We start from the raw sequence: 7,211 nt of genomic DNA, 5'->3' as shown, positions 1-7,211 counted from the left end.
GCATTCAATCCGGGTGACGAGGAGCCGACCCACGCCGTCTATGTCGGCCAGGGCCGGCATCTGCCGGCGCGGGTGCGCGCCTTTCTCGATTTTCTGGGCGAGAGCGTCCGGCTGACCTGACATCTCCGGAGCCACGGCTCCCGAGATGTCAGCGTGGGCTGTATTTATGCTTTCGGCGTGAACGCCGCCGGACGGCGGCCCGCTGCCTGGCGCTCCAGCATCCAGCCTGGATATTCGGACGGCAGGGCGCTGACCTCGTCGAGACGAACCAGATCGTCGGTGTCGAGCTTCACCTCAGTGGCGGCAAGGTTCTGCTCCAGCTGCTCCATGCGGCTGGCGCCGATGATGACGCTCATCACGAAGGGCTTGGCCAGGACATAGCCGAGCGCCACCGTGGCGACGCTCACATCATGTTTTTTGGCTATGTCGCGCATGACGGCAACGGCCGCCCAGGCGCGGTCCTCATTGACCGGCGGGAAGTTGAAGGACGCGCGGCGGCCTTCGCCATTGCCGGGTGCGCCGGGGCCATATTTGCCGGAGAGCAGGCCACCGGCCATCGGCGACCACACCATCAGGCCGAGCTTCTCCTCATTGAGCAGCGGCACGATTTCGCGCTCGAGATCGCGGCCGGCGATCGAATAATAGGACTGCACGGTCTCGAAACGGGCGAAACCCTTGCGCTCGGCGATGCCGAGCGCCTTGGCGATGCGCCATGCCGCCCAGTTGGAGACGCCGACATAGCGGACCTTACCGCTGGCAACGAGATCGTCGAGCGCCCGCAGCGTTTCGTCGATCGGCGTCACGGTGTCGGTGCCGTGCAACTGATAGAGATCGATATGGTCGAGTTGCAACCGCTCCAAGCTGGCATCGACCGAATCCATGATGTGGCCGCGTGACGAGCCGCGCTGGTTGGGGCCTTCACCCATGGCGCCATGCGCCTTGGTGGCGATGACCACATTCTGCCTGTTGACCTTGAGATCCCTGAGCGACTGGCCGAGCAACCGTTCGGATTCGCCAAAGGAGTAGACGTCGGCCGAATCGAAGAAATTGACGCCGGCGGCAAGCGAATGGGCAACGATCTCGTTGACGCCCTTCTGGTCGAGGCTGGCGATCAGGCCCCATTGGGCATTCTGGCCGGCGGCGCCGAAGGTCATGGTGCCGAGGCACAGTTCGGAGACGAACATCCCCGTATTTCCAAGCTGGTTGTAGCGCATGGTGGCGGCTCCAGAGAGTTTGTGACGACCCAAAGCAAATAGGAACGGTACGTTTCGTTTCCAGTCCTGGAGCAACGAGCCTGTCGGATTGGCCCAAAGGCCGTTGCGTCTCAGCGAGTGCCGAAGATCGCCGAACCGACGCGGACGCTGGTGGCGCCGAAGGCGATTGCTGTTTCGTAGTCGCCGGACATGCCCATTGAGAGTTTGGCGACGTCGGCTTCCTTGCTAAGCTTCTCCAACAGCGCAAAATGCGGACCGGGATTCTCGTCGGCCGGCGGGATGCACATCAGGCCTTCGATGGCGAGGCCGTGCACGTCGCGGCAGCGGGCGACGAAGGCCACGGCGTCGCGGGGCTCGATGCCGGCCTTCTGCGGCTCGGAGCCGGTGTTGACCTGGACATAGAGTTTTGGCGCGCGGCCCTGTTTGGCGATCTCCTTGGCGAGTTCGGCGGCGATCTTCTCGCGATCGACCGTCTCGATGACGTCGAACAGTGCTACCGCTTCCCTAGCCTTGTTGGATTGCAGCGGGCCGATCAGATGCAGTTCGATGTCGGGAAATGCGTCCTTCAGATCAGGCCATTTGGCTTGCGCCTCCTGCACCCGGTTCTCGCCGAAGACGCGCTGGCCGGCTTCGATGACCGGGCCGATGTCGGCGGCATCAAAGGTCTTTGAGACCGCGACCAGGATCACGGCGCCGGCTTCGCGGCCGGCCTCGCGTTCGGCGGCGGCGATCTTCGCCTTGACCGCGAAAAATTGCTGAACGGCGTCACCCATATGCAAATCCTGCTGTTTTGACCGGCGTTTTTGTCAGACGCGGTACCCATATGGTTGACGGGTTTGCCAAACCATGGTGAACACCCGGACCACATTCCCTGAACTGCCGAGCCATCGCCCGCAGTTCGCGCATGCTTTTAAGTGAAAAACGTCCCATGGCAACCGAACGATACAATCCGCGCGCGTCAGAGCCCAAATGGCAGAAGGCCTGGGACGCCAAGAAGCTGTTCGAAGCGCACAATGACGATCCGCGCCCGAAATACTACGTGCTGGAGATGTTCCCCTATCCGTCGGGGCGCATCCATATCGGTCATACCCGCAATTACACGATGGGCGACGTGGTGGCGCGCTACAAGCGGGCCAAGGGCTTCAACGTGCTGCACCCGATGGGCTGGGACGCCTTCGGCATGCCGGCCGAAAACGCGGCGATGCAGAATAAGGTCCACCCCAAGGAGTGGACCTACCAGAACATCGCCACCATGCGCGAGCAGCTCAAGGTCATGGGGCTGTCGCTGGACTGGGCGCGCGAATTCGCCACCTGCGACGTCGATTACTACCACCGCCAGCAGATGCTGTTCCTCGACTTTGTCGAGAAGGGGCTGGTGACGCGCAAATCCTCCAAGGTCAACTGGGATCCGGAGGACATGACGGTGCTTGCCAACGAGCAGGTCATCGACGGGCGCGGCTGGCGCTCGGGCGCGCTGGTCGAACAGCGCGAACTGACGCAGTGGTTCTTCAAGATCACCGACTTCGCCCAGGATCTGCTGGATTCGCTCGAAGGCCTCGACGAATGGCCGGAAAAAGTGAAGCTGATGCAGCAGAACTGGATCGGCCGCTCGGAAGGCCTGCTGATCCGTTGGCCTCTGGCCGACGCCTCCGATGGCGAGCATGAGTTGGAAGTCTATACGACAAGGCCCGACACCATCTTCGGCGCTTCCTTCATGGCTGTCGCCGCCGATCATCCGTTGGCCAAGAAGGCCGCTGCGCACAATCCGGCACTGGCGAAGTTCATCGAGGATATCGGCCATATGGGCACCTCGGTGGCGGCGCTGGAGACAGCTGAGAAGAAGGGTTTTGACACCGGCCTCCGCGTCGTCCATCCGTTTGACGACAACTGGACGCTGCCTGTCTATGTCGCCAATTTCGTGCTGATGGAATACGGCACCGGCGCCATTTTCGGCTGCCCGTCCGGCGACCAGCGCGACCTCGACTTCGCCAACAAATACGGCCTGCCGGTGATTCCGGTGGTGATGCCGGAAGGCGAGAATCCGGCGACGTTCCAGATCATCGATGAAGCCTATGTCGATGACGGCGTGATGATCAATTCGCGCTTTCTCAACGGCTTGAAGCCGGATCAGGCTTTCGACGAAGTCGCCAAACTGCTGGAGCAGAAGACGATCGGCAACCGGCCGATGGCCGAGCGCAAGGTGAATTTCCGTCTGCGCGATTGGGGCATTTCGCGCCAGCGCTACTGGGGCTGCCCTATCCCGATGATCCATTGCGAGGCTTGCGGCGTGGTGCCGGTGCCGAAGGCGGACCTGCCGGTGAAGCTGCCCGACGATGTCGATTTCGACCGCCCGGGCAATCCGCTCGACCGTCATCCGACATGGCGGCATGTGAAATGTCCGCAATGCGGCAGGGATGCGCGGCGCGAAACCGACACGATGGACACGTTCGTCGACTCGTCGTGGTATTTTGCCCGCTTCACCGCGCCGTGGGCACATGAACCGACCGATCCCAAGGCGGCCAACGAATGGCTGCCGGTCGACCAGTATATTGGCGGGATCGAGCACGCGATCCTGCATCTGCTCTATTCGCGCTTCTTCACCCGCGCCATGCGCGAGGCCGGCCATGTCGATCTGGCCGAGCCGTTCAAGGGCCTGTTCACGCAAGGCATGGTGGTGCACGAAACCTATCGTGTTGGCTCGGCATCGAACGGCCGCTGGCTGGCGCCCACCGAAGTTCGGCTGGACGACGTTGACGGCAAGCGCAGCGCCATCGAGATCGCCACCGGCGAGACCGTCTCCATCGGCCCGCTGGAAAAGATGTCGAAGTCGAAGAAGAACACTGTGAGCCCGGAAGACATCACCGATGGCTACGGCGCCGATACGGCGCGCTGGTTCATGCTGTCGGATTCGCCTCCCGAGCGCGATGTCGAGTGGACCGACGATGGCGCCGCCGGCGCGCATCGCTTCATCCAGCGCATCTGGCGCCTGGTGTCGACGGCGGCCGAAACACTGGCCGGCATCAAGCCCGTGGCGGCCAGCAGCGGCGAGGCCGCGGTGGTTTCCAAGGCCGCGCACAAGATACTCAAGGCGGTCGGAGAGGATATCGAGAAGCTCGCTTTCAACCGCGCCATCGCCCGCATCTACGAACTGGCCAACGCGCTGACCACGCCGCTTAACGAGGTGGCAGAAGGCAAGGCCGATGCAGCGCTGAAAGGCGCCTGCCGGCAGGCGGTGGAGATTCTCGTGCATCTGATCGCGCCGGTCATGCCGCATCTGGCCGAGGAGTGCTGGGCAACGCTCGGCGGCACCGATCTCGTTGCCGAACGGCCTTGGCCGGTCTTCGATCCGGCGCTGGTCGTCGACAACGAAGTCACCTATCCGGTACAGGTCAACGGCAAGAAGCGGGGGGATTTGACAATTGCCCGCGACGCGGACCAAGGTGCGGTCGAAAAAGCGGTATTGGCTCTCGACTTCGTGCAGAAAGCACTCGAAGGGAAGGCTCCGCGCAAGGTGATCATCGTGCCGCAGAGGATCGTCAATGTCGTTGCCTGATCGGGAAAAGACAGAGTTGAGCCATTTGCTGCGCCGCATGGCGCTTGCCGGCCTGATAGGTTCGCTCGCGCTTGTCTCGGCCTGCACGGTGCGGCCGCTCTATTCGAGCGCGCCACTGTCGGGTTCGCAGGCCAGTGCCAGTGCCGAACTGGCGTTGATCGGCATCAAGCCGGTCAATACGCGTTACGGCCAACAGGTGCGCAACAATCTCATTTTCGGGTTTGGACGAGGCGCCGGCGAGCCGGCCTCGCCGGCCTATTCGCTCAATCTCGGCGTGACCGAAGCGGTCGAGTCCGCGGCACTTGTGCAGGTCGGAACCGACGAAGACGAGCCGACCGCCGGTTCCGTGACGCTGACCGGCAGCTATACGCTGGCCGATGCGAAGACCGGCGTGGTGATCGCATCCGGCAAGCGTTCGATCACCTCGTCCTTCGACAGGCCGCGTCAGGAATTCGCCGCATACCGGGCGCAGATCGACGCCGAGAATCGCGCGGCGCGAGAGTTGGCGGAAGCGCTGCAGCTGTCCATTGCCCAGGACCTTGTCCGGCACGGCAAGACCGGCTAGCGCACCTCATCTGCTTCACGAAAACGGTCTGGCGCCCCAGGCATGACGGGATGATCGTGGGATCATGACCAGATTCCCGAACAGAGCCAGATTCTGAACAGAGATTGGCCGAAGAGACCCATCGGCCTGCTATGGCACAGCGAGTAGATCGCGCCACCGCGGTGGGTGCGGCGAGGCGACGATCGTGCCGCGTCGCTCGCGAAGATTTTGGCGCTCAGGATCGTAGGCGACCCATCCGGGAAGCAACTGTTAACCACTCGCTCCCTATTGCTCGGCAGACATTTCAGAGTGAGTCTTGAGAATGGAAGCCAAGCGTTTTTCCCGGGTCAATTTGTCGACGGCCGCACCGCCTGATGATCCCGAGGGGAAGCGCTTCGAGAGCATCGGCGACAGGGGTGATCAGCGAAGTTCTTCCGCCGCAGGCGCCCTTGATCGTATGGCTCGCAAGGAGCCGGACGGTCGGCAGCCCGCCACACGCCAGGCCGGCTATTCCGCGCCTATGGTCGATCTCGGCGGCAACAAGCGGCCCTATATGGAGCCGCGGAGTGGCTCGGACGACACGCCTTCGAAAATCGGCGATATCGAGAGCCCTGCCTGGCAGGAATATTTCTTCCTTGCACCCAACGTGCGTTTTACACGCACGCCGGATTATGAGGCCAGGAAGCATCATCCGCAGCACGAGCGTGTCGTCGAACACGGCGCGACGCGCCCGGCACAGCAAGCCGTTGCGCAACCCATGGTCGGCAGGGCGTCCTCCGCGCCCTCGCTCCTGGCATTGCCGGCGTCGGTGAAAAGCCCTGCCTCCCAGCCGCAGACCGGGCACGCCACGCAAGGGCCACTGCCGCCGGCTGCTGCTTTTGTCCCGTCCGTGCGCGCCAGGGAGAGGGTGCCAGCCGTTGCGCCGGTGCCGCCGAGGACGGTCGCAACGAGACGGGCATCCGCGCGTGCGTCCGTTGCTCCGGGCGCCCCGATCAAAACCGAAAGGCTGCGCTGGCCCTATCTTTCGGATCATGCCTTCTTCGAGGCTATGGCACCCTATCTGGTCGACGTTTCGCCGCCGGCCCGGCAAACCGGTTCAGCGTCGCCTGCGCCGCTCGCCGCAGCGCCAGTCACCACTATGCCGATCGACATCCGTCCGACGACAGGGACCGATGCCACCGCCTTGTTTCGTGTCATCGACTGCCTGCCGGGCCAGGCCTTGAAGCCGTTGCCGGATGTTTGGCCGGCCAATTCGAACCAGGCCGTCGCCCAACCTGACGTGCCGGCGAGCAATGCGCCGTCGCCGGTCCAGCCTGTCGCAATTCCAGCCGCCAAAAGCGTCGCCGTTTCCGCGCCGGCCGCGCCAAGTGCGAACGTCCCTGCCAAGGCCGTTGGCGCCCGCTCTGCACGCTTGCCTGGGGCTGGAAAGGTCGTGCTGTCAACCGCGGGCGATCCCTATGAGCTTCCCTCGGAAGAGCTGTTGCAGCAGCCACCGGAGGGACAAGGCTTCTACATGTCGCAGGAGCGGCTCGAGCAGAACGCGGATCTGCTGGAAAGCGTGCTCGAAGACTTCGGCGTGCGTGGCGAGATCATTCATGTTCGTCCCGGCCCGGTCGTCACGCTCTATGAATTCGAGCCGGCGCCGGGCGTCAAATCTTCTCGCGTCATCGGGCTTGCCGACGATATCGCCCGCTCCATGTCGGCGATTTCGGCGCGCGTCGCCGTCGTGCCCGGCCGCAACGTCATCGGCATCGAGCTTCCGAACGAGATGCGCGAAACCGTCTATTTCCGGGAACTGATCGAATCCGAGGGCTTCCGCAAGACAAGCTGCAAGCTGGCGCTGTGTCTCGGCAAGACGATCGGGGGTGAGCCGGTCATCGCCGAGCTGGCGAAGATGCCG

5 protein-coding genes and 1 pseudogene are annotated in these 7,211 nt (G+C 63.3%); 4 read left to right on the top strand and 2 right to left on the bottom strand.

Annotated elements, in window-relative coordinates; all coding sequences use genetic code 11:
* Positions 1-120, top strand: a pseudogene (locus tag ENZ75_RS35110) (LysR family transcriptional regulator); the annotation flags it as partial.
* A gap of 44 nt (positions 121-164) precedes the next feature.
* On the opposite strand, the gene ENZ75_RS15020 reads toward ENZ75_RS35110, so the two are convergent.
* Positions 165-1,214, bottom strand: coding sequence for an aldo/keto reductase (locus tag ENZ75_RS15020; protein WP_063169457.1), 1,050 nt, complete (start codon positions 1,212-1,214; stop codon positions 165-167).
* 110 nt (positions 1,215-1,324) lie between these two features.
* The gene (locus tag ENZ75_RS15015; RefSeq protein ID WP_027163466.1) at positions 1,325-1,987 is read right to left on the bottom strand and encodes a YggS family pyridoxal phosphate-dependent enzyme; all 663 of its coding nucleotides are present in this window, start codon (positions 1,985-1,987) and stop codon (positions 1,325-1,327) included.
* Between the two features lie 155 nt (positions 1,988-2,142).
* On the opposite strand from ENZ75_RS15015, the gene leuS reads away from it, so the two are divergent.
* The 3 genes from leuS to ENZ75_RS15000 form a co-directional block, all read left to right on the top strand.
* Complete coding sequence (leuS, locus tag ENZ75_RS15010) at positions 2,143-4,767, top strand: leucine--tRNA ligase (protein ID WP_063169456.1); 2,625 nt, start codon at positions 2,143-2,145, stop codon at positions 4,765-4,767.
* Positions 4,754-5,332: an LPS assembly lipoprotein LptE gene (gene lptE / locus ENZ75_RS15005; RefSeq protein WP_013529029.1), complete on the top strand. Its 579-nt coding sequence runs from the start codon at positions 4,754-4,756 to the stop codon at positions 5,330-5,332. The genes leuS and lptE overlap by 14 nt, the downstream gene beginning before the upstream one ends.
* A gap of 436 nt (positions 5,333-5,768) precedes the next feature.
* Positions 5,769-7,211 (top strand): DNA translocase FtsK (locus ENZ75_RS15000; protein WP_281061237.1); only part of this gene is annotated, 1,443 nt, incomplete at its 3' end.

Source organism: Mesorhizobium sp. M7A.F.Ca.CA.002.04.1.1, assembly GCF_004022805.1.
Taxonomy (GTDB): domain Bacteria; phylum Pseudomonadota; class Alphaproteobacteria; order Rhizobiales; family Rhizobiaceae; genus Mesorhizobium; species Mesorhizobium ciceri.
Note: the sequence above shows the minus strand (reverse complement) of the source record. Positions and strands in the feature narration are given on the sequence as shown.